Annotated in this window: 22 protein-coding genes; 14 read left to right on the top strand and 8 right to left on the bottom strand. The window is 65.6% G+C overall.

What is annotated here, in order from left to right:
- Positions 1 to 12: 12 nt before the first annotated feature.
- The 3 genes from BDW41_RS15990 to asnS are packed head-to-tail and all read right to left on the bottom strand — an operon-like array spanning position 13 to position 2,653.
- Entirely contained in the window at positions 13 to 327 is a 315-nt protein-coding gene (locus tag BDW41_RS15990) for a hypothetical protein (protein WP_074552183.1), read from the bottom strand.
- Positions 328 to 365: 38 nt separating this feature from the next.
- On the bottom strand, positions 366 to 1,244 hold the full coding sequence (locus tag BDW41_RS15985; RefSeq protein WP_074552182.1) for a MalM family protein: 879 nt from the start codon (positions 1,242 to 1,244) through the stop codon (positions 366 to 368).
- Between the two features lie 8 nt (positions 1,245 to 1,252).
- The gene (gene asnS / locus BDW41_RS15980; protein ID WP_074552181.1) at positions 1,253 to 2,653 is read right to left on the bottom strand and encodes an asparagine--tRNA ligase; all 1,401 of its coding nucleotides are present in this window, start codon (positions 2,651 to 2,653) and stop codon (positions 1,253 to 1,255) included.
- A 148-nt stretch (positions 2,654 to 2,801) separates the two neighbouring features.
- Here asnS and BDW41_RS15975 point away from each other — a divergent pair, with 148 nt between their 5' ends.
- The 8 genes from BDW41_RS15975 (at position 2,802) to alr (ending at position 7,954) form a co-directional block, all read left to right on the top strand.
- Positions 2,802 to 3,128, top strand: coding sequence for an iron-sulfur cluster assembly accessory protein (locus BDW41_RS15975; RefSeq protein ID WP_074552180.1), 327 nt, complete (start codon positions 2,802 to 2,804; stop codon positions 3,126 to 3,128).
- A gap of 170 nt (positions 3,129 to 3,298) precedes the next feature.
- Entirely contained in the window at positions 3,299 to 3,700 is a 402-nt protein-coding gene (rpsF, locus tag BDW41_RS15970) for a 30S ribosomal protein S6 (protein WP_019464266.1), read from the top strand.
- A 15-nt stretch (positions 3,701 to 3,715) separates the two neighbouring features.
- Positions 3,716 to 3,946, top strand: coding sequence for a 30S ribosomal protein S18 (gene rpsR, locus BDW41_RS15965; RefSeq protein ID WP_074552179.1), 231 nt, complete (start codon positions 3,716 to 3,718; stop codon positions 3,944 to 3,946).
- Between the two features lie 103 nt (positions 3,947 to 4,049).
- Complete coding sequence (gene rplI / locus BDW41_RS15960; protein WP_074552178.1) at positions 4,050 to 4,499, top strand: 50S ribosomal protein L9; 450 nt, start codon at positions 4,050 to 4,052, stop codon at positions 4,497 to 4,499.
- 196 nt (positions 4,500 to 4,695) lie between these two features.
- Complete coding sequence (locus tag BDW41_RS15955) at positions 4,696 to 6,141, top strand: replicative DNA helicase (RefSeq protein WP_074552177.1); 1,446 nt, start codon at positions 4,696 to 4,698, stop codon at positions 6,139 to 6,141.
- A gap of 149 nt (positions 6,142 to 6,290) precedes the next feature.
- Positions 6,291 to 6,443 (top strand): DUF3309 family protein, encoded by a 153-nt coding sequence (locus BDW41_RS15950; protein WP_074552176.1) that lies wholly within the window; start codon positions 6,291 to 6,293, stop codon positions 6,441 to 6,443.
- A 3-nt stretch (positions 6,444 to 6,446) separates the two neighbouring features.
- Entirely contained in the window at positions 6,447 to 6,662 is a 216-nt protein-coding gene (locus BDW41_RS15945) for a hypothetical protein (protein ID WP_146217366.1), read from the top strand.
- Between the two features lie 203 nt (positions 6,663 to 6,865).
- On the top strand, positions 6,866 to 7,954 hold the full coding sequence (alr, locus tag BDW41_RS15940; protein WP_074552174.1) for an alanine racemase: 1,089 nt from the start codon (positions 6,866 to 6,868) through the stop codon (positions 7,952 to 7,954).
- Between the two features lie 8 nt (positions 7,955 to 7,962).
- Here the strand turns inward: alr and BDW41_RS15935 are convergent, their stop codons facing one another.
- A complete protein-coding gene (locus BDW41_RS15935; protein ID WP_074552173.1) occupies positions 7,963 to 8,184 on the bottom strand; it encodes a DUF3079 domain-containing protein in 222 nt (73 codons plus the stop codon).
- A gap of 163 nt (positions 8,185 to 8,347) precedes the next feature.
- Between BDW41_RS15935 and radA the strand changes: the two genes are divergently transcribed.
- Complete coding sequence (gene radA, locus BDW41_RS15930) at positions 8,348 to 9,730, top strand: DNA repair protein RadA (RefSeq protein WP_074552172.1); 1,383 nt, start codon at positions 8,348 to 8,350, stop codon at positions 9,728 to 9,730.
- Between the two features lie 18 nt (positions 9,731 to 9,748).
- Here radA and BDW41_RS15925 read toward each other — a convergent pair whose 3' ends face one another.
- Genes BDW41_RS15925 through ccsA form a run of 3 tightly spaced genes read right to left on the bottom strand, consistent with a single transcriptional unit; the run spans position 9,749 to position 12,037 of the window.
- Positions 9,749 to 10,357, bottom strand: coding sequence for a glutathione S-transferase family protein (locus tag BDW41_RS15925; RefSeq protein ID WP_074552171.1), 609 nt, complete (start codon positions 10,355 to 10,357; stop codon positions 9,749 to 9,751).
- An 11-nt stretch (positions 10,358 to 10,368) separates the two neighbouring features.
- Entirely contained in the window at positions 10,369 to 11,229 is an 861-nt protein-coding gene (purU, locus tag BDW41_RS15920; RefSeq protein WP_074552170.1) for a formyltetrahydrofolate deformylase, read from the bottom strand.
- Positions 11,230 to 11,236: 7 nt separating this feature from the next.
- Positions 11,237 to 12,037, bottom strand: coding sequence for a cytochrome c biogenesis protein CcsA (ccsA, locus tag BDW41_RS15915; RefSeq protein WP_074552169.1), 801 nt, complete (start codon positions 12,035 to 12,037; stop codon positions 11,237 to 11,239).
- A 174-nt stretch (positions 12,038 to 12,211) separates the two neighbouring features.
- Here ccsA and ffh point away from each other — a divergent pair, with 174 nt between their 5' ends.
- The 5 genes from ffh to rplS all read left to right on the top strand — a co-directional run bounded on the left by ffh (position 12,212) and on the right by rplS (position 15,732).
- Entirely contained in the window at positions 12,212 to 13,594 is a 1,383-nt protein-coding gene (gene ffh / locus BDW41_RS15910) for a signal recognition particle protein (RefSeq protein ID WP_074552168.1), read from the top strand.
- A 142-nt stretch (positions 13,595 to 13,736) separates the two neighbouring features.
- Positions 13,737 to 13,991: a 30S ribosomal protein S16 gene (gene rpsP, locus BDW41_RS15905; RefSeq protein ID WP_074552167.1), complete on the top strand. Its 255-nt coding sequence runs from the start codon at positions 13,737 to 13,739 to the stop codon at positions 13,989 to 13,991.
- A gap of 2 nt (positions 13,992 to 13,993) precedes the next feature.
- Positions 13,994 to 14,509 (top strand): ribosome maturation factor RimM, encoded by a 516-nt coding sequence (gene rimM / locus BDW41_RS15900; protein ID WP_074552166.1) that lies wholly within the window; start codon positions 13,994 to 13,996, stop codon positions 14,507 to 14,509.
- Positions 14,510 to 14,544: 35 nt separating this feature from the next.
- A complete protein-coding gene (gene trmD, locus BDW41_RS15895; protein WP_074552165.1) occupies positions 14,545 to 15,312 on the top strand; it encodes a tRNA (guanosine(37)-N1)-methyltransferase TrmD in 768 nt (255 codons plus the stop codon).
- Between the two features lie 27 nt (positions 15,313 to 15,339).
- The gene (rplS, locus tag BDW41_RS15890) at positions 15,340 to 15,732 is read left to right on the top strand and encodes a 50S ribosomal protein L19 (protein WP_074552164.1); all 393 of its coding nucleotides are present in this window, start codon (positions 15,340 to 15,342) and stop codon (positions 15,730 to 15,732) included.
- A gap of 1,529 nt (positions 15,733 to 17,261) precedes the next feature.
- On the opposite strand, the gene BDW41_RS15885 is transcribed toward rplS, so the two are convergent.
- Positions 17,262 to 19,304: an EAL domain-containing protein gene (locus tag BDW41_RS15885; protein ID WP_074550048.1), complete on the bottom strand. Its 2,043-nt coding sequence runs from the start codon at positions 19,302 to 19,304 to the stop codon at positions 17,262 to 17,264.
- Positions 19,305 to 19,417 lie beyond the last annotated feature (113 nt).

Here is a 19,417-nt window from a genome sequence, read left to right as displayed (position 1 = left end):
GGGAAAGTGCGATCAGCGTGCGCTGTATTGCACCGCCAGTGCACCGAACCAGCACAGCCAGGCGGCCCACAGACTGTAGCGCCAAGCCTGGCGCCAGCGGGTGACGGCAGTGTCTTCGAGCGCCGGCAGCACCGGCGAACGCAGCGCCAGCTGCAGGCGCATCCACGTGCGCAGGGCATTGGTGGGCACGCCGTTGCTCTCGGCGATGATCTTCCACTCGTTCGGGTGGCGGCTGCGCAGCAGGGACGCAATGCGGTACTGCGCGCCGAAGTGCAGCAGGAAACAGGCGACGCCGGCCAGAAGAAGCGAGAGATAAAGCTGGATCATGCCGTGCCTGTGCGTGGTGAACGCCCGCGAACGCGAACTCAGCCCTTGGCCGAGTCGCTCGTCGCGGGCGTGGAATTGGAGTTGGTGGCGCTGCCCGGCGCGGCGGCGGGCTTGGCCGCATCGGTCTTGTTGCCGTCGCCGCCGATACCCGGCAGCGGGATGGCATCACGCAGCGTGCTCAGCACGCCGTTGCCCTGCTCGGGCTTGGAGCAGATCGCGTTGTTCTGGGCGTCCTGGTAGGTCTTGTCCATCAGGCCGATCCACACCGTGCCGTCCGGGCCGTGCGGCACCTTGAACGTGCCGGCGGCCGCCATCTTCACCGGGGCCTCGGCCGAGAACGTGGCGGGCGATTGCTCCCAGTAGGTGCTGCCGGCCTGCTGCTTGGCCGAGCTGTACAGCACCAGGTAGCGCGCGCGCTTGTCGGTGACGTCGACGCTGCCGAAGGCGCCGGTGGTTTCGTCCGTCCAGCCCATGTGCTCGCACAGGCTCAGGTCCTTGCTGTCGATCGGCTGGAAGGCCTCGTCCAGCAGCACGACCGTGGGTGCGAACAGGTAGCTGGCGCGCAGCCAGCGGCCGTTCAATTCGGACTTCACCGCCACGCGATACGGTATCTGCGTTTCGCGCGGCAGGCTGAAGCTCAGGAAGTAGCTGCGGTCGCCGTTGAGGTTGGCGACCATGCTGCCCGGGCCCAGCTCGAACCGCTTGGGTCGCCAGGGCAGGGCGTCCTGGAAGGAGAAGTCCGCGAAGGTGGTGCAGCAGGGCGTGGCCTGCTGCAGTGCCTTCTTGGCCTGATCGAGGCTGCTGCTGGTGCTCTCCGGCGGACGCAGGTTGGGCGGCACCAGCGATTTCACGCTGCAGCCACCCGCCAGCGCGGCGGATACGAGGAGGGCAGTGGCGACGATCAGTCGATAGAACATGGGCTAACTCAGAATTCGGCCGTCCCTGCCGCGCGCGGATAGGGAATGGCATCACGGATGTTGGAGAGGCCGCACACGTAGACCAGCAGGCGCTCGAAGCCGAGGCCGAAGCCGGCATGCGGCACGGTGCCGTAACGGCGCAGGTCACGGTACCAGCCGTACGTGGCGGGATCGAGACCGAACTGGACCATGCGGCGGTCCAGGTAATCCAGGCGTTCTTCGCGCTGGCTGCCGCCAATGATTTCGCCGATGCCCGGCGCCAGCACGTCCATCGCGGCGACGGTCTTGCCGTCGTCGTTCAGGCGCATGTAGAAGGCCTTGATCTGCTCGGGGTAGTTCATCACCACCACCGGACGGCCCACGTGCTTCTCGGCCAGGTAGCGCTCGTGCTCGGTCTGCAGGTCGATGCCCCAGGCCACCGGGAATTCGAACTTCTGCCCCGAGTTCTTGAGGATCTCGATGGCGTCGGTGTAGTCGATGCGTTCGAACGGTTCGGCGATAAAGGCTTCCAGACGGCTGACCGCTTCCGGCAGCACGCGCTCGGCGAAGAACGCCATGTCGTCCGCGCGCTCTTCCAGCACCGCCTTGAAGATGGCCTTGAGGAAACCCTCGGCGCAGTCGGCGTTGTCGTTGAGGTCGGCGAAGGCGATCTCCGGCTCCACCATCCAGAATTCGGCCAGGTGGCGGGCGGTGTTGGAGTTCTCGGCGCGGAAGGTCGGGCCGAAGGTGTACACCTTGCTCATGGCCAGGCAGTACGCCTCGACGTTGAGCTGGCCGGACACGGTGAGGAAGGCTTCGCGGCCGAAGAAATCCTTGCGGAAATCGATCTTGCCGTCCGGCGTGCGCGGCAGGTTGGCCAAGTCCAGCGTGGACAGGCGGAACATGTCGCCCGCGCCTTCGGCGTCGGACGTGGTGATGATCGGCGTGTTGATCCAGAAGAAGCCCTGCTCGGTGAGCCAGCGGTGGATCGCCATCATCATGGTGTGGCGCACGCGCGTCACCGCGCCGAACAGGTTGGTGCGCGGGCGCAGGTGCGCCACTTCGCGCAGGAACTCCATGGTGTGCGGCTTGGGCTGGATCGGGTAGGTCAGCGGATCTTCCACGAAGCCGGTGACCTCGACCGTGTCGGCCTGGATCTCGAAGCGCTGGCCCTTGCCCTGCGACGGCACCAGGGTGCCGGTGACGATCAGGCCGGCACCGGTGGTCAGGTGCTTCACCTCGCTCTCGTAATTGGCCACCTTGTCGGTGACCACCGCCTGGATCGGGTCGAAGCAGGAGCCATCGGTCACATTCACGAAGGACAGCCCGCCCTTCGAATCGCGGATCGTGCGCACCCAACCGCGCACCGTGACGACACTGCCGGCCTGGATCGAGCCGGAAAGAGCCTGCTTGACGCTAACCACCGCCATGGATTGAAACTCCTGCTGGGCGCCGCATATCGGACGCATAAGTCGAACGGGCATGATGCCGAACGAAGCATGATAATGTACGTATCGTTCAGGTTCGACCCTTCACGTCCGATTTCGGACCATCGAAAGCCCAAGTAGTTGCACCGCCATGACCATCACCATCACCCCCGCCGCCAGTGAACGCATGCGCTCCTTCCTTGCCGGTACCCCGGGTGCCGCCGGCGTGCGCTTCGGCGTGAAGAAGACCGGCTGCTCCGGCTTCGGCTACGTGGTCGACCTGGCCCAGGCCGTGGGCGAGGGCGACGAGCTGGTGGAAGTGGACGGCGTCAAGCTGATCGTGGACGGCAAGAGCCTGCCGCTGATCGACGGCACGGTGATCGACTTCCAGCGCCAGGGCCTCAACGCCAGCTTCGTGTTCCACAACCCCAACGCCACCGGCGAGTGCGGTTGCGGCGAGAGTTTCACCGTCGGCTGAGACACGCCGCGTCCGGGGCAGGTTGTCATCCGCTTGCCCCAAACCCCTGAATTCCCTTACACTTCCGCTTCTGTCCACGCTCCAAAGGCCTGGACGGAACCTTGCCTCACCGCATAGGGCGGGAGGCTGCCAGGCCCGAAAAGGCCGCATCCACAAGGAGTTACCACACGATGTCCCTGCGACATTACGAAGTCGTGTTCCTGGTCCACCCTGACCAGAGCGAGCAGGTCCCGGCCATGATCGAGCGCTACAAGGCGCTGATCGAAACCGACGGCGGCAAGATCCACCGCCTGGAAGACTGGGGCCGCCGCCAGCTGGCGTATCCCATCGTGAACCTGGCCAAGGCTCACTACGTTATGCTCAACATCGAAGTCAGCCAGAACGCGCTGAACGAGCTGGAGTCGGGCTTCCGCTTCAACGACGCCGTGCTGCGCCACCTGGTGATCAAGCGCGACGAGGCCGACACCGAGCAGTCCTTCATCCTGAAGTCCAAGGAAAAGGATGACGCCAAGTCCTCGCGCCGCCGCGACGACGAAGCGCGTGACGACAACGATCGCGACAGCGACGACTGATCAGGAGCCTAAGCCATGTCCAAGTTCTTCCGCCGCCGCAAGTTCTGCCGCTTCACGGCTGAAAACGTGAAGGAGATCGATTACAAGGATCTCAACACGCTGCGCCAGTACATCACCGAGAACGGCAAGATCGTTCCGTCGCGCATCACCGGCACCAAGGCCCGCTACCAGCGTCAGCTGGCGACCGCCATCAAGCGCGCCCGCTTCCTGGCCCTGCTGCCGTACACCGACAACCACGACGTCTGATCGTGGCGCGCGCCGGGCGACAAGGCCCGGCGCGCCGTCAAACTCTTCGGACAACCGTCCACGGCTGCGCCGGCCCATTCGGCGCTAACGAAAAGGAACCACCATGGAACTGATTCTTCTCGAGAAAGTCCGCAACCTCGGCAACCTGGGCGACAAGGTCAAGGTGAAGCCGGGTTACGGCCGCAACTACCTGCTGCCGCAGGGCAAGGCCGTGCCGGTCACCGCCGCCAACCTCGAAGCCTTCGAGAAGCGCCGCGCCGAGTACGAAGCCAAGGCCGCCGCCCAGCTGTCGGGCGCTGAAGGCCGCAAGGCCAAGCTGGAAGGCGCTTCGGTGACGCTCACCGTGAACGCCAGTCCGGAAGGCAAGCTGTACGGTTCGGTCGGTCCGCGCGAAATCGCCGAGGCCCTGCAGGCCGCCGGTTTCGACGTGCACAAGAATGAAGTGATCCAGGGCGAAGGCCCGATCCGCCACACCGGCGAGTTCGACGCCGTGATCGCGCTGCACGCCGACGTGCAGACCCAGGTCAAGGTGATCGTGGTCGGCGAGAAGTAAGCCGCCGATTGCTGGCAAGTCCCAGACGGGCGCCTCCGGGCGCCCGTCTGCTTTTCTTCGGTTCGGCGGGTCTTATCCACAAAGAACCACAGCTTATCCACAGAGTTATTGTCTCGTCGCCTGAGATGGCGCCGCGTATGCTCTGCATCCAACGCCATGCCGCCGACCCTGTGTCGACACGCTGCGAGGAATCGCGATGTCCTTCGTTCCCGACTCGTCCGATCGTCCAGAGCGCTCCGAGCGCCGCGGACGCGGTGGACGCTCCGAGCGCAAGCCCACGCCGAGCATCGATGCGCTGCGCGTGCCGCCGCATTCGATCGATGCGGAGCAGGCGGTGCTCGGCGGCCTCATGTTGTCCCCGGATTCGCTGGACAAGGTGGCCGACCGGCTGGGCGAGCAGGATTTCTACCGCAAGGATCACCGCCTGATCTGGCGCGCCATCACCGAGCTGGCGGCCAAGGGCATGCCTTGCGATGCGGTGACCTTGGGCGACTGGTTCGAGGCCAACGGCCTGGCCGAGATGGTGGGTGGCGCCGCGTACCTGATCGAACTGGCCAACACCACGCCCAGCGCAGCGAACATCGGTGCCTACGCGGAGATCGTGCGCGAGAAGTCGGTGCTGCGCATGCTGATCGACGCCGGCACCGGTATCACCGAGGACGGCTACCAGCCCGAAGGCAAGAGCGTGCAGGAGGTGCTCGAGCGCGCCGAGCAGGCGGTGTTCAAGATCGCCGAGTCGGGTGCGCGCGGCAAGAAAGACACGGTGTCCATGCGCGAGGCGGTGAAGGACGCCTTCCGCATCCTCTCCGAGCGCTTCGAGAACAAGGGTCAGCTCACCGGTGTTTCCACCGGCTTTTCCGACCTGGACGAACTCACCTCGGGCCTGCAGCCGTCCGACCTGATCATCGTCGCGGCGCGTCCCTCGATGGGCAAGACCGCGTTCTCGGTGAACATGGCCGAAGCGGTGGCGATGCGCGGCAAGAAGGCCGTGGCGATCTTCTCGATGGAAATGTCGGCCTCGCAGCTGGCCTTCCGCATGATTTCCTCGGTCGGCCGCATCCACGCGCAGCACTTGCGCAACGGCGACCTGGCCGAGGAAGACTGGCCGCGCGTCACCAACGCCATCGCGCTGCTGTCCGAGGCCAAGATCTTCATCGACGACACGCCGGGCCTTTCGCCGGTGGAAATGCGCTCGCGCGCGCGCCGACTGCATCGCGAGCACGGCGGCCTGGGGCTTATCGTGATCGACTACCTGCAGCTGATGCAGGTGCCAGGCATGAAGGAAAACCGCGCGACCGAGATCTCGGAAATCTCGCGCTCGCTGAAGGGCCTCGCCAAGGAACTCAATTGCCCGGTGATCGCGCTGTCGCAGTTGAACCGCTCGCTGGAACAGCGTGCCGACAAGCGTCCGATGATGTCCGACCTGCGCGAATCGGGCGCTATCGAGCAGGACGCGGACGTGATCATGTTCATCTACCGCGACGAGTACTACAACAAGGAATCGCCGGACAAAGGCCTTGCCGAAATCATCATCGGCAAGCAGCGTAACGGCCCGACCGACACGGTGAAGCTGACCTTCCTCGGCCACTACACCAAGTTCGAGAACTACGCGCCCGATTCCTTCGTCGGGGCCTTCGAATAAGCCACGATGCACGCATACAGGCGCCGTTCCGTTACAGGAATGGCGCCTGTACTGCCTTGCGTCTATGCATGCCGTACACATCGAGCCCGTGCGGGGTTCACATACGGCGGTGCAGCCTCGGAGCCGGTTCCCCAAGCGAGGCACGACGCATGTCGCTCATTCTCCTGCTCATCATCGTGTTGCTTCTGCTCGGCGTGCTGCCGACCTGGCCCTACAGCCGCGGCTGGGGCTATGGTCCCAGTGGCGGCCTGGGCCTGATCCTGATCATCCTGATCGTGTTGCTGGTATTGCACGTCATCTGAGCCATGAGCCGAACCCTGATGCCCGCGTTGCCCATCGCCGCGTGCCTGGCGTTGGCCGGGTGCGGCAGCAGCACCCGCATGGTGCAGAACAACGACACCTGCGGCAAACAGATGATGGATTTGCAGAACGCCCTGGCTTCCGGCGCGATGACCCAGCACGAGTACGACAGGGCGCGCCGCGTGGCCATCGAGCGCTGCGATTCCCGCGACAACCGTTGATCGGTGGATGTGGCTACTGGTGAGGGTAGCCCTTGCCCGGGGAATGCCACGGAGGCGCCCCGGGAGTGCCGGACCGGAACGTTAGGTTGGGCGCGTGGGCCGGATGGCCCCAGGCAAGGCTGGTAAGCTTCGAGCCTTGTCCGGAGTCATCCGGCCACTCTTTCCGCCCCTCCTCACCGCGCCCCGAAGGGCGCCAGGCACGCATGAGCCGTACGACCGTCGCCACCATCCACCTGGGCGCCCTGCGCCACAATCTCGCGCGCATCAAGCAGATGGCGGCGCCGGCCAAGGTCATGGCCGTGGTCAAGGCGGATGCCTACGGGCATGGCCTGGAGCGCGTGGCGCGCGCACTGGACGGCGAAGCCGACGCTTTCGCGGTGGCGGCGCTGGGCGATGGCCTGCGCTTGCGCGCAGCGGGACATCGCCAGCGCATCGTCGTGTTGTCGGGCCCGGATCGCGCCAGCGACATCGCCGAGATGCAGCGCCTGAACCTCGATGCCGCCATCCACCATGAGGAACAACTGCAATGGCTGCGGGAGGCCTCGCCTTCGCGCGGGCTGTTGCGTGTATGGTTGAAGGTGGACAGCGGCATGCATCGCCTGGGTTTCGCGCCGGAAGCCGTGGCGTTCGTGCACGCGCAGCTGACCTCGATGCCCGGCATCGATCCGGAGATCGGACTGCTGACGCATTTCGCCGAGTCCGAAGTGTTCGACGGCCGCGAGACACCAGCGCAGATGGCGCGCTTCGCCGAAGCCACGCGCGGCCTGCGCGGGCCGCGCTCGCTTTCCAATTCCGCGGCGGTGCTGGGCTGGGCTGATGCGCGCGGTGACTGGGTGCGCACGGGTGGTTTGCTGTACGGCCTGTCGGTGGTCGACGGCAAGGCGGGCGCGGATTTCGGCTTTCGCCCTGCGATGACCTTGAGCACGCGCCTGATCGCCATCAATCGCATCGGCAAGGGCGAGCGCATCGGTTACAACGGAACCTGGACCTGCCCCGAAGACATGGCGGTGGGCGTGGCGGCAGTGGGTTATGGCGATGGTTATCCGCGCAGCGCCATCGCCGGAACGCCCGTGCTGGTGGGCGATCGGCAGGTGCCCTTGATCGGCCGCGTGTCGATGGACCTGATCACGCTGGACCTGCGCCACGCGCCGGAGGCGAAGGTGGGCGATCGCGTGACGCTGTGGGGGCCGGAGTTGCCGGCGGAGATCATCGCGGCGCGAGCCGGCACGATTTCCTATGACCTGACCTGCGGCATGACCAAGCGCGTGCTGTTCGTCGAAGACGAGGATTGATCGCGCGATCAGTCCGTTGCCTTTCCGGCCCGCACCTTCGCGCGCGCCACTTCCTCGGGATCGAAACCCCAGTCGCCCTGATCCAGCCAGTCCTCGCCGAGCACTTCGATGGGATGTGGCGTACGCCCCGAACCATTGCCACAGCGCAGTGCGTCGGCGGCGCAGTACTTGTCGCAACCCCAGCAGATGCGCTCGGGGTGCTTGGGAAACAGGGCGATCTTCTTGGCCATGCGCGTTGCCGTCGGCGAGCGTGCCGATGGGCGAACGTAGCAAGCCCGGCATGATCGCCCTGTGATCCAGGTCAGGGGGATCTGGCCGCGCCGGCGTCTCGCCGATTGCGATGACGGACCGCTAAGCTTGGCGTCTTCGCGAGGCACTCAGGAAAACTACGCAATGGCCAAAGCCAAGACCGCCTACGTCTGCACCGACTGCGGGGCGGAGCATTCCAAATGGCAGGGCCAGTGCGTGGACTGTGGCGCGTGGAACACCTTGAGCGAAATCGTGGTGCAGCCGGCGGTGAAGTCGGCCGGCGCGGCGCGCAGCACTACGGGTTACGCCGGCGCGGCCGCGGGCTCGCCCAAGGTGACCCCGCTGACCGCCGTGGCACTGACCGCGGAAGTGCGCACGCTCACTGGCATCGGCGAGCTGGATCGCGTGCTGGGCGGCGGCCTGGTGGACGGTTCGGTGGTGCTGATCGGCGGCGATCCGGGTATCGGTAAATCGACGTTGTTGTTGCAGATGCTCGGCACCTTGGGTGCCCACGTGCCCAGCGTCTATGTCACCGGCGAGGAATCGCTGGCGCAGGTCGCCGCGCGCGCCCAGCGCCTGGATCTGCCGCTGGCGCCGCTGCATGCGCTGGCCGAGACCTGCATCGAACGCATCATCGAGCAGGCGCTGAGCAGCCGTCCGCGCGTGCTGGTGATCGACTCCATCCAGACCATCTGGACGGAACTGCTGACCGCCGCGCCGGGTTCGGTAAGCCAGGTGCGCGAGTCCGCCGCCAAGCTCACGCGCTTCGCCAAGGAAACCGGCACGTCCGTGTTCCTGGTGGGTCACGTCACCAAGGAGGGCGGCATCGCTGGCCCGCGCGTGCTGGAGCACATGGTGGATGCGGTGCTGTACTTCGAGGGTGAATCGGGCAGCCGCTTCCGCGTGCTGCGCGCCTTCAAGAACCGCTTCGGCGCGGTGAACGAGCTAGGCGTGTTCGCCATGTCGGAGAAGGGATTGCGCGAAGTGCCCAATCCGTCGGCGATCTTCCTCTCCGCGCACAGCGGGCCGACCTCCGGCAGCGCCGTGATGGTGACGCGCGAAGGCACGCGGCCGCTGCTGGTGGAGGTGCAGGCGCTGGTGGATCAGTCCTCGCTGGGCAATCCGCGCCGTGTCGCGCTGGGCCTGGAGCAGAACCGCCTGGCCATGCTGCTCGCCGTGCTGCATCGGCACGGCGGCGTGGCGGCCTACGACCAGGACGTGTTCGTCAACGTGGTCGGTGGCATCCGCGTGCAGGAAACGGCGGCGGACTTGCCCGTGCTGCTGGCCGTGCTTTCCTCGCTGCGTGATCGTCCGCTGCCGGAGAAGACCATCGCGTTCGGCGAAGTCGGCCTGTCCGGCGAAATCCGCCCGGTGCCCAATGGCGAGGAGCGCCTGAAGGAAGCGGCGCACCATGGCTTCCAGAAAGCCATCGTGCCCAAGGCCAACGCACCGAAGAAGGCGAAGGTGGGGGAGATGGAGATCGTCGCGGTGGAGCGCCTGTCGCAGGCCATCGACGCCTGTCGTTGATTTCTCCAAGCCGCCGGTTCAGACCGGCGGCAGCGCCGCGAAATCCGGGTGTTTCTCAGCGCGCTCGGCGAACGCATGCACGTGCGGGTAGGCTGCCGCATCCACCACGTCCGCCGCCTCGAGCTGCGTGAATCCCCAGGCCACGGCGATGGAGATATCGGCCTGGCTGGGCGTGTTGCCGAATAGCCAGCCGTCGACGCCATCCAGTTCGCGCTCCAGCTTGTCGTAGGCCGCGCACAGCTGGCCCTTCACGCGCGTCAGCCAGCCTTCGTCGCGCCTGTCCGGATCGCGCTTGTGCTCATAGACGATCTGCACGCTTTTCTCGCTGGCGGCCAACGCGATGCCGACCAGGCGCAGCGCGCGCGTGTAATCCGTGCGGTCGGCGGGCATGAGCGCGCGGCGGCTGCTGTTGGCCTGTGCCCAGTCGATGATCAGGCTGGATTCGGTGAGCAGGCTGCCGTCGTCCAGCACTAGCGTGGGCGCCTTCACCAGCGGATTGATCCGCTGGAACTCGTCGAAGTTGCGGAACACCGAGAGCGAGCGGTGCTTGAAGGGAATGCCCAGCAGCCGCAGCGAGATCGCCGCGCGACGGACATAGGGTGAATCGAGCATGCCGATCAGTTCCACGGGATTCTCCGTCAGGAATGGAAGACGACGGTTTTCGCGCCGTTGAGTAGGACACGGTCGTCGAGGTAAAGGCGCAGGGTGCGTGCCAGCACGCGGCGCTCGATGTCGCGGCCGATGCGGATCAGGTCGTCCGGCGTGTCGGCGTGCGTGACCCGTTCGATGTCCTGCTCGATGATCGGGCCTTCGTCCAGCTCGGCCGTCACGAAGTGCGCCGTGGCGCCGATCAGCTTCACGCCCCGGCGGTGCGCCTGGTGATACGGGCGCGCGCCCTTGAAGCCCGGCAGGAACGAGTGATGGATGTTGATGCAGTGCCCCGCCAGCTTGCGCGCCAGATCATTCGACAGGATCTGCATGTAGCGCGCGAGCACCACCAGGTCGGTGCCCGACTGCTCGATCAGCTGCCACAGCGCGGCTTCTTGCCCGTCGCGGCTGTCGCGGTCCACCGGCAGGTGGTGGAACGCAATGCCGTCCAGGTCGAGGTGTCGATACGTGTCGCGCGGATGGTTGGCGACGATGCCGGCGATGTCCATCGGCAATTCGCCGATGCGCCAGCGGTAAAGGATGTCCGCCAGGCAATGGTCGAACTTCGACACCAGCAGCATCACACGCCGCCGCTGGTGGCGGTCGCGCAGCGCCCACTGCATGGCGAACTGCCTGGCGAACGCATCGAATGCCGAGGACAGCGCGGAGAGGCTGCGTTCCGTGTCCTCGAACACCAGGCGCATGAAGAAGCGGCCCGTCTCCGCATCGCCGAACTGCTGCGCCTCGATGATGTTGCCGCCTTGTGCGGCCAGGTGGTTCGACACCGCCGCCACGATGCCAGCCCGGTCAGGACAGGAAAGTGTCAGGACGAACTGGCCGGGCGCGCTCATAAGGTGCTCACGGAGTGCGGTGGAGTATGAGCTCCAGCACCGCCTTGGTGCCGAAGAAGGCCAGCAGCAATACACCCATGCCGATCAAGGTGAGGTTCACGGCGCTGCGGCCGCGCCAGCCATGCCGCCAGCGGCCATAGAGCAGGGTGCCGAAGACCAGCCACGCGATGATGGACAGCACCGTCTTGTGGATCAGGTGCTGGCCGAACAGGTTGTCCACGAACAGGATGCCGGTGAGCAAGGTGAGCGTGAGCAGCAGGAAGCCCGCGCCGATCAGCCGGAACATCAGCGTCTCGGTGAGCGTCAGCGGCGGCAGCGCGCGCAGCCAAGGCCCGAACTGGCGATGGCGCAGCGCGCGTTCCTGCACGGCCAGCAGAATGGCCAGCACGGCGGCGATGGACAGCACGCTGAAGGCAACCAGCGCCACGATCACGTGCAGCTTGATCTGCCACTCCAGCGCCAGCGGCACCGTCACCGGCGCGGCGAACGTATCCAGCGCCAGCAGCAGCGCGGTGAGCGGAAACACGATGACGCCGAGCGCCGCCACCGGGCGCCAGATGTTCACCACCAGCGTGAGCGCGGACACCACGCAGGCGACCAGCGACAACGCGGAGAAGAAATGCAGGTCCAGCGAACCGCGATGCGCGCTCAGCAGCGTGCCCGCATGAATCACCACGGCCGCGCCCGCCAGCAGCAGCGCGGAACGGTTCAACGGCTGCCCGCCACTCAGCAGCGGCCGGGCCAGGGCCGTCGCGGCGGTGAGGTAAAGCACGATGGCGAGCAGGGCGAAGAGGACGATGGCGGCCATAGCGGGCGAGTGTGGCATAGGGTCGTAAGTGGCGGGAGGGGTGCGTCGACGCGGTGCCGGATGCGTCACGCTGAGCGCCACGGGCCGCCGTTCCGCGCGCCCGGTTGAAGGCCCCGAGACCCGGCCCCACAACCCCGGCTATAATCGACGTCTTTCCGCCTGCCGGCACCAGCCATGTTCGAATCCCTCAGCCAACGCCTCTCCGCCACCGTCAACCGCCTGCGCGGCCGTGGTCGCCTGACCGAGGAAAACATCCGCGAATCGCTGCGCGAAGTGCGCATTGCCCTGCTGGAGGCCGACGTGGCCCTGCCGGTGGTGCAGGCGCTGATCGAGCGCGTGAAGGTCCGCGCGGTGGGCCAGGAAGTGCTCAAGAGCCTGTCGCCGGGCCAGGCGCTGGTGAAGGTGGTGAGCGACGAGCTGACCGCCCTGATGGGCACCGCCAACACCGAGCTCAACCTGGCGCAGCAGCCGCCCGCCGTGGTGCTGATGGCCGGCCTGCAGGGCGCCGGCAAGACCACCACCGTCGCCAAGCTCGCGCGCTTCCTCACCGAGCGCAAAAAGAAGAAGGTGATGGTGGTCAGCTGTGACGTGTACCGTCCGGCCGCCATCGAGCAGCTGCGCACGCTGGCCGAACAGGTGGGCGTGAAGTTCTTCCCGTCCGAGGCGGGCCAGAACCCGGTCGACATCGCCAGGAACGCCATTGCCGCTGCACGCCGCGAAGTGATTGACGTGTTGCTGGTCGACACCGCCGGTCGCCTGCACGTGGACGAGGCGATGATGGCGGAGATCAAGGCGCTGCACGCCGCGATCACCCCGATCGAAACCCTGTTCGTGGTCGACTCCATGACCGGTCAGGACGCGGCCAACACCGCCAAGGCCTTCGCCGAGGCGCTGCCGCTCACCGGCGTGGTGCTCACCAAGACCGACGGCGATGCACGCGGCGGTGCCGCGCTTTCGGTGCGCTACGTCACCGGCCGTCCGATCAAGTTCCTCGGCGCGGGCGAAAAGACCGATGCGCTGGAGCCGTTCCACCCGGACCGCGTCGCGCAACGCATCCTCGGCATGGGCGACGTGTTGTCGCTGGTCGAGGAAGTGGAGCGCAAGGTCGACCAGGAGAAGGCGCAGAAGCTCGCCGAGAAGGTCATCAAGGGCAAGCGCTTCGATCTCAACGACATGCGCGACCAGCTCGAGCAGATGAGCAACATGGGCGGCCTGGCCGGCCTGATGGACAAGCTGCCGGGCGTGTCGGCGCTGCCCGAAAACGTCAAATCCAAGGTCAACGACGGCGAGATCAAGCGCATGGTCGCCATCATCCAGTCGATGACCAAGAAGGAACGCCGCCATCCGGACCTGCTCAATGGCTCGCGCCGCGCCCGCGTGGCGCGCGGTTCCGGCGTGCAGCCGGCGGACGTCAACCGCCTGCTGAAGCAGTACATGCAGATGGAAAAGATGATGTCCAAGCTGTCCAAGGGCGGCACCAAGGGCCTGCTGCGCCAGATGCGCGGCGCCATGAAGGGCATGGGCGGCATGGGCGGCGGCTTTCCCCCGATGCGCTGAGGCTGAACGGCCCGGCCGGGTTTTCTGGCCGAATTTGCCCTCAAGCTCTTCCTTTTTCCTCAGAATTCATTAAAATGCCGCGTTCACCGCGCACCGCTGCGTGCGTGCTGCCGGCATCCCGGCAACTCTGGAGCTTTTATTTATGGTCAAGATTCGTCTTTCGCGCGGCGGCGCCAAGGGCCGTCCGTTCTACCACATCGTTGTCACCGACCAGCGCAACAAGCGCGACGGCCGCAGCATCGAGAACGTGGGTTTCTACAACCCGGTCGCTTCGGGCAAGGACAAGCGCCTTGAGCTGAACGTCGCCCGCGTGCAGGAGTGGGTTGGCAAGGGTGCGCAGCTGAGCGACAAGGTCGCCGCCCTGGTCAAGGAAGCCGGCAAGCAGCAGGCTGCCTGAGCATGACGGCAGCCGGTCGGCGCGTCCTGGTGGGACGCATCGTCGGGCTGTACGGCGTGCAGGGCTGGCTCAAGATCGAATCCTGGACCGAGCCCCGCACGAAGATCTTCACTTACCAACCCTGGCTGCTGACTTCGGCGCCGGGTGTGGAAAAGGAGGTCGCGGGAGTCAAGGGTCGTCCGCAGGGCAAGGGGCTCATCGCCCAGTTCCCAGGAGTGGATGACCGCGATGCCGCAGCAGCGTTGATCGGGCAGGACATCTACGTCGCCCGTGAGCTGCTGCCTCCTCCCGGCAAGGACGAGTATTACTGGGTCGACCTCGAGGGTCTTGAGGTCGTCACCACGGAAGGCGTGGCACTGGGTCGGGTCAGTCACCTGTTCGCGACCGGCGCCAACGACGTCGTGGTGGTGAAGGACGGCACGCGCGAGCGGCTGATTCCTTTCATCCAGGGATCTTTCGTGCGTTCGGTGGACTTGTCCGGCGGGCGCATGGTGGTGGACTGGGATCCTGAATTCTGAGCGCGGCCAGCGCTGCCAAACAGGTTTGAGGATCTATGCGCATCGATGTCGTCACGCTGTTTCCCGACTTCATGCGCCAGTGTGCTTCGGTCGGCGTGGTCGGACGGGCGCAACAGCGTGAACTGCTTCAGGTGGAAACCTGGAACCCGCGCGATTTCGCCACCGACAATTACCGTACCGTGGACGGCCGCACCTGCGGCGGCGGCCCCGGGATGGTGATGCTGATCCAGCCTTTGCGCGACGCCCTCAAGGCCGTGCGCGAGGCGGCACCGGAACCGGTGCATGTGGTTTATCTCAGCCCGCAAGGTGCGAGGCTGACGCAGGGCAGGGTGGAAGCGTTGGCGAAACTGCCGCGCATCGCCTTGCTCTGTGGGCGTTACGAAGGTGTGGACGAGCGTTTGCTGGCGCACGAGGTCGACGAGGAGCTCTCCATCGGCGATTATGTGTTGTCCGGCGGCGAGCTGGGCGCGGCAGTGATCATCGATGCCGTGGGCCGCTTGCAGGACGGTGCGTTGAACGACGCGCAGTCCGCGCAGCAGGATTCGTTCTCGGACGGACTGCTGGATTGCCCGCACTATGCGAAACCGGTGCATGACGCACTGGGCGACGTGCCGGACGTACTGCTCTCCGGCGACCACGCGGCCATCCGCCGCTGGCGCCTGAAGCAATCGCTGGGACGGACCTGGTTGCGGCGTCCCGACCTTTTGGCGCAGCGCGCGCTGGATGCAGAATCCCGTGCGCTGTTGGATGAATTCCGCCGCGAGCATGCTCAGCAGACGCGGCACGACGATACGGCCCATTGAGGGCGCAGAAATTAGACAGGTGTTGCCATGAACAAGATCATCGAACAGTTCGAAGCCGAGCAGATCACCCGCCAGCTGCCGGAATTCGGCCCTGGTGACACCGTGGTGGTCAACGTGAAGGTGAAGGAAGGTAACCGCGAGCGCGTCCAGGCGTTCGAAGGTGTCGTCATCGCCAAGCGCAGCCGCGGCCTGCATTCGGCCTTCACCGTGCGCAAGATCTCGCACGGCACCGGCGTGGAGCGCGTGTTCCAGGCTCACAGCCCGGCCATCGACTCGCTGGAAGTGAAGCGCAAGGGTAAGGTGCGTGGCGCCAAGCTGTACTACCTGCGCAACCTGGAAGGCAAGGCTGCCCGCATCAAGGAAGACGTCGCTGCCGTCTCCGCCGCCAAGGCTGCCAAGAAGGCTGCTGCTGCCGAGTAATTCGGTCGCCTTTTATTGGTTTGATGGAAACCCCGCGGAGCGATCCGCGGGGTTTTCTTTTGCGCATGTGCCCCGGTTTTTCTCCCTCTCCCCGTCGGGGAGAGGGCTGGGGTGAGGGGTGGGTGCTCGCCTCACGGTTTCATCCTTTAGCCGCCATCCGCTTTGGCCGTCATCCCGGCGCAGGCCGGGATCCAGTTTCGGTAGTGGTCGGTTGTCGCGTAGAGGTTGATCGGCTCTTTACCAGCGCTGCCGCGACCTGGCCGCCTACGCGGCGGGCGTTCCGAACCGCTGCCGCGGTCCGGGTCACTTTCTCTTGCTTGCCCAAGAGAAAGTAACCAAAGAGAAGGGCCCCCCGGATGAGGCGCCTATCGGGCAAGCCCGATAGGTCCGCGGACGGGTTGCGGGGTTTGTCGACAGGGCATCCTGCCCTGACGACAAACTGGCCGGCATCCGTGCCGGCCACCCTACGGGCTATTCCTCCACCCGTCCGCCGCCTCATACGGGGACCCGGAAGATCAAGAGCTAGAGCCGACGGCTCGTGCCGCGGCGCGGCACATCGCGTCGTGGCAGGCGCGGCGCGCCTGCCTTGGAAGCTGTTCAAAGTCTCCGAAGCAGCTCCATTCCCTCACCGTCATCCCCGCGAAAGCGGGGATCCAGTGCCTTTAAGCCGTCTCGCAGCGCGTAAAGTCGCTGGATGACCAGCCATTCGGCTGTTGATGAAGCGCCTCCCGCTTTCGCGGGATGACGGTGAGGCGAAATGTGCATACACGCGAGATTTGAACAGGCTGCTAAGAGCAGGAATGAGGTGTCGTATCGGAGTGCCGTGTTTCCGAGATGGAGTACCGCGCTATAGGGATGGCTTGCCACAAGGTGGCGAGTTCTCCAAAACGGTCGGGAAGCGTAGCGTCCCCCCTTACCTAGCCACAGCGATCGGAAAGCGTAGCGCACGCTGCTTTAAGCCCTCTCCGCCCCGGCGCGTTGCGAAACGCACCGAACTACCCGCTGTGTAGCGGCGAAGGTTGCCAAGCCACAACGCACCTCAACCGTTCGGGCTTATCCCAGCGGAATGCTGCGGGCGTTGGCTCTAAAGGCCATTTTCTTTGGGTTACTTTTCTTTTGGGCCAGCAAAAGAAAAGTGACTCGAGCGTCGGCAGACGATCGAAACGCCCGCCGCGTAGGCGGCAAGGTCGCGGGAACGTACGAGGAGGCGAATCACCGCCATGCGACAACCAAAAGCAAAGTCACTGGATTCCTGCTTTCGCAGGAATGACGGGCTAAAGAATGAAGCGGCGAGGCAAGGCTGCAAGAGCCCGCTGCGCGACAGCCAAACGCAAAGTCACTGGATGACCAGCCCTTCGGCTGTTGAAAAGCGCCTCCGGCCTGCGCCGGGATGACGACTAAAGAACGAAGCGGTAAGGCGAGCACCCGCCCCTCGCCCCGCAGGGGAGAGGGAGCAAAACACAAAAACAGAGGCGTGTTGCACGTGGCTCGACATTCAGCGGTGTCGTCCGATGCCAGGGCGGCACCCATCACGCCAACCGCTGCGGCTCCTGCAGGAAATTACCCTGCACGAAGTCCACGCCGCAGGCGAACAACAGCGACGTGCTCGCCGCGTCTTCCACCCACTCGGCAATGGTCTGTTTCTTCAGCTCGCGCGCCTGTCGGCAGATCTCAGCCACCTTTTTCTGGCTCTCCGCCTGTTGCGGCAGGTCGGCCATGTAGCTGCGGTCGATCTTCAGGTAGTCGGCGCCGATGTGGTTGAGCAACTGGAACGAATTGAGGCCCGAGCCGAACTGTTCGAGGGCGAACTGGCCGCCCAGCTTCTGCCAGGCCTGCACGAACTCCTGCGCCGGGCGCAGGGAGGTCACCACCTTGCTCTCGGTCATTTCCAGCACCAGCTGGCCGTGCTTGAGCGACGCCTGGCGCAGGCGTTCGCCCAGCCAGGGCAGCAGGTCCTTGTCTTCCAGCGAGCCGGCGGTGAGCTTGACGAAGAAGGTGGTGGGCGAACCCATGCGGTCGCGCGCACGCAGGTGCTCGATCGCCTGGTTCAGCACCCAGCGGTCGATGGCGGGGGTGAGGTTGTGCTTCTCGGCGATGGGCATGAAGAAGCCCGGAAGCACCTCGCCCTGCGGGCCGTTGAGGCGAAGCAGGATTTCGGAGAACTCGCCCTCGGCATCCTGCAGGCTGATGGTCTGCTGGTGATAGAGCACGAAATCGTTCTGCGTGAGCGCCTGCTTGAGCACGCCCAGCCAGTAGCGCTCGCGCTCTTCGTCCGCTTTCTCGCGGGCCGCCGGATCATGCAGGTCGCTGCGGTTGCCGCCCTGGCTTTGCGCGTTGCGCAGTGCCTGGCTGGCCTGGTTGAGCAGGAGTTCGGTGTTGGCGTTGCGCTCGCCGAGCAGGCTGCCGCCGATGCTCGCGGTGATGGTGATGGAGCGCGTGCCAAGGTCGAAGATGCCGCCGGCGATGGCCTGCTGCAGTCCCGCGATCCACTGCTTGATGCCTTCGTCGTTGCGGGTGTGCAGCAGTACGCCGATGGTGTGCTCGGCCAGCAGGCCGGCGGTGTCGTGGGCGGTGAGCTGGCCTTCCACGCGGTTGGCGAAGGCGGCCAGCAGTTCATCCGCCTTGGCGAGGCCGACGCCGGCGACGATGTTCTGCCAGCCGTCGGGCTCGATCAGCAGCAGGGACTGCCCCTTGATGCCTTGCGCGGCCGCGGCGACGGCTTCGTCGACGCACTCGAGCATGCGCGCGCGGTTGAACAGGCCGGTGACGGGATCGCGCTGCAGTTGTTCGATCACGCTGGTGTCGATCATCTGCCGGCGGAACACCACCTGCAGGCAGGGCTCGCCCTCGAACATGGCGTGCGCGAACTCCACGCTTGCCTTGAAGGTGCTGGCATCGGCGCGGCGGGCCTGCAGCTCGATCACGCCGGAGGGCTTTTCGCCCTTGGATAGGCCCTTGAGGATGCCCTTGAGTTCCTCGGCATCGTTGGGGCTGATCATGTCCAGCAGGGGCAGGCCCAGCAGGTCGTCGAAATCCGTGTAGCCGAAGGTATCGAGGTAGGCCTGGTTGGCGCGCACGTGCATGCCTTCATGCACATAGGCGATGGCGTCGGTGGAGGAGTCGAGCAGCGCGTCGCAGCGGCGCTCCGACTCGCGCAGCGCCGCTTCCAGGCGGCGCACCTGGCGACGCATGTTGAGCGCGTCGAACTCGCGCTGGATGACGGCCATCAGCTGCTTGGGCTGCGGCCGCAGTGCGACGCTGCGCGCGCCGTTGACGAAAAGCTCGGTGATGGCGGCGTTGTCCACCTGGCCGACGAGCGCGATCAGCGACAGGTCGCGACCGTGCGCATCGAGCATGCGCGACACCTCGCGCAGTTCCAGCGTGCCGACGGAAGGGTCGAACAGGACGATGTCGGGGCCGAGTTCATCAAGGGCGGCCGTGATCTGTTCGGCGCTGGTGGCGCGCGCCGGTCGGACGGCGATGCCGCTGTTGCGCAGCAGGCTGATGATCTGTTCCGCGTCTTCGACTGACTTCTCGATGAAAAGGATCTTGATGACCTGGTCAGTTTTCATGGGCTCGCCGAGCTATTCCGTTGTGCGCCGCTGCTTGCCTGACATGACAGGAGGGCGGGCCATCCGTGGGTTTTAACGGATTACGCCGGTCACTGCCAGCAGAAATATTCCGG

The sequence above is a fragment of the Dyella sp. AtDHG13 genome, assembly GCF_003201105.1.
Lineage (GTDB): Bacteria > Pseudomonadota > Gammaproteobacteria > Xanthomonadales > Rhodanobacteraceae > Dyella > Dyella jiangningensis_B.
This window is presented reverse-complemented; position numbering and strand designations above follow the sequence as displayed.